1 rRNA gene is annotated in these 2,983 nt (G+C 51.4%); it reads right to left on the bottom strand.

Annotation, left to right across the window (positions count from 1 at the left end):
* Positions 1–65 precede the first annotated feature (65 nt).
* Positions 66–2,955: ribosomal RNA gene (locus tag R7093_RS23855) — 23S ribosomal RNA — on the bottom strand.
* Between the last annotated feature and the right edge of the window lie 28 nt (positions 2,956–2,983).

Genomic DNA, 2,983 nt, shown 5'->3' with positions numbered 1-2,983 from the left:
TTAATTCTCGTTCTTACACATTCAATGTTCTTTCATTGAGTCCATCAAAACCCCTTGGGTGTTGTATGGTTAAGCCTCACGGGCAATTAGTACAGGTTAGCTCAACGCCTCACAACGCTTACACACCCTGCCTATCAACGTCGTAGTCTACGACAACCCTTTAGGATACTTAAAGTATCAGGGAGAACTCATCTCAAGGCTCGCTTCCCGCTTAGATGCTTTCAGCGGTTATCGATCCCGAACTTAGCTACCGGGCAATGCGTCTGGCGACACAACCCGAACACCAGAGGTTCGTCCACTCCGGTCCTCTCGTACTAGGAGCAGCCCCTTTCAATTCTCCAACGCCCACGGCAGATAGGGACCGAACTGTCTCACGACGTTCTAAACCCAGCTCGCGTACCACTTTAAATGGCGAACAGCCATACCCTTGGGACCGACTTCAGCCCCAGGATGTGATGAGCCGACATCGAGGTGCCAAACACCGCCGTCGATATGAACTCTTGGGCGGTATCAGCCTGTTATCCCCGGAGTACCTTTTATCCGTTGAGCGATGGCCCTTCCATTCAGAACCACCGGATCACTATGACCTGCTTTCGCACCTGCTCGAATTGTCATTCTCGCAGTCAAGCGGGCTTATGCCATTGCACTAACCTCACGATGTCCAACCGTGATTAGCCCACCTTCGTGCTCCTCCGTTACGCTTTGGGAGGAGACCGCCCCAGTCAAACTACCCACCAGGCACTGTCCGCAACCCCGATAAGGGGTCGACGTTAGAACATCAACACTACAAGGGTGGTATTTCAAGGACGGCTCCACGCAATCTAGCGACTGCGCTTCAAAGCCTCCCACCTATCCTACACATGTAGGGTCAATGTTCAGTGCCAAGCTGTAGTAAAGGTTCACGGGGTCTTTCCGTCTAGCCGCGGGTACACTGCATCTTCACAGCGATTTCAATTTCACTGAGTCTCGGGTGGAGACAGCGTGGCCATCATTACGCCATTCGTGCAGGTCGGAACTTACCCGACAAGGAATTTCGCTACCTTAGGACCGTTATAGTTACGGCCGCCGTTTACCGGGGCTTCGATCAAGAGCTTCGACCGAAGTCTAACCCCATCAATTAACCTTCCGGCACCGGGCAGGCGTCACACCGTATACGTCATCTTGCGATTTTGCACAGTGCTGTGTTTTTAATAAACAGTTGCAGCCACCTGGTATCTGCGACTCTCAATAGCTCCATCCGCGAGGGACTTCACCGTCGAGAGCGTACCTTCTCCCGAAGTTACGGTACCATTTTGCCTAGTTCCTTCACCCGAGTTCTCTCAAGCGCCTTGGTATTCTCTACCCGACCACCTGTGTCGGTTTGGGGTACGATTCCTTACAATCTGAAGCTTAGAGGCTTTTCCTGGAAGCATGGCATCAATGACTTCACATCCGTAGATGCTCGACGTCGTGTCTCAGCCTTAAGAGAAACCGGATTTACCTAATTTCTCAGCCTACGCACTTGAACCTGGACAACCGTCGCCAGGCCCACCTAGCCTTCTCCGTCCCCCCATCGCAATTGTAAGAAGTACGGGAATATTAACCCGTTTCCCATCGACTACGCCTTTCGGCCTCGCCTTAGGGGTCGACTTACCCTGCCCCGATTAACGTTGGACAGGAACCCTTGGTCTTCCGGCGAGGAGGTTTTTCACCCCCTTTATCGTTACTCATGTCAGCATTCGCACTTCTGATACGTCCAGCATGCGTTACCACACACCTTCAACCGCTTACAGAACGCTCCCCTACCCAATGCACTAAAGTGCATTGCCGCAGCTTCGGTTTACTACTTAGCCCCGTTACATCTTCCGCGCAGGCCGACTCGACCAGTGAGCTATTACGCTTTCTTTAAATGATGGCTGCTTCTAAGCCAACATCCTGGCTGTCTGAGCCTTCCCACATCGTTTCCCACTTAGTAGTAATTTGGGACCTTAGCTGGCGGTCTGGGTTGTTTCCCTCTCCACGACGGACGTTAGCACCCGCCGTGTGTCTCCCGGATAGTACTTACTGGTATTCGGAGTTTGCAAAGGGTTGGTAAGTCGGGATGACCCCCTAGCCTTAACAGTGCTCTACCCCCAGTAGTATTCGTCCGAGGCGCTACCTAAATAGCTTTCGGGGAGAACCAGCTATCTCCAGGTTTGATTGGCCTTTCACCCCTAGCCACAAGTCATCCGCTAATTTTTCAACATTAGTCGGTTCGGTCCTCCAGTTGATGTTACTCAACCTTCAACCTGCCCATGGCTAGATCACCTGGTTTCGGGTCTATATCCAGAGACTGAACGCCCAGTTAAGACTCGGTTTCCCTACGGCTCCCCTAGATGGTTAACCTTGCCACTGAATATAAGTCGCTGACCCATTATACAAAAGGTACGCAGTCACAGGACAAGCCTGCTCCTACTGCTTGTACGTACACGGTTTCAGGTTCTATTTCACTCCCCTCACAGGGGTTCTTTTCGCCTTTCCCTCACGGTACTGGTTCACTATCGGTCAGTCAGTAGTATTTAGCCTTGGAGGATGGTCCCCCCATATTCAGACAGGATATCACGTGTCCCGCCCTACTCGATTTCACTGAACACACGTCGTCAACTACGGGACTATCACCCTGTATCGTCGGCCTTTCCAGGCTGTTCGTCTAACGCGTGTAAAGCTTAAGGGCTAGTCCAATTTCGCTCGCCGCTACTTTCGGAATCTCGGTTGATTTCTTTTCCTCGGGGTACTTAGATGTTTCAGTTCCCCCGGTTCGCCCTGTTGAGCTATGTATTCACTCAACAGTAATACCTTATGGTATTGGGTTTCCCCATTCGGAAATCCCAGACTCAAATGGTTTTTACTACCTAATCTGGGCTTATCGCAAGTTAATACGTCCTTCATCGCCTCTGACTGCCAAGGCATCCACCGTGTACGCTTAGTCACTTAACCATACAACCCGAAGGAGTTTCGAGTTGAT

The organism is Vibrio sp. 1580 (assembly GCF_033340055.1).
This window is presented reverse-complemented; position numbering and strand designations above follow the sequence as displayed.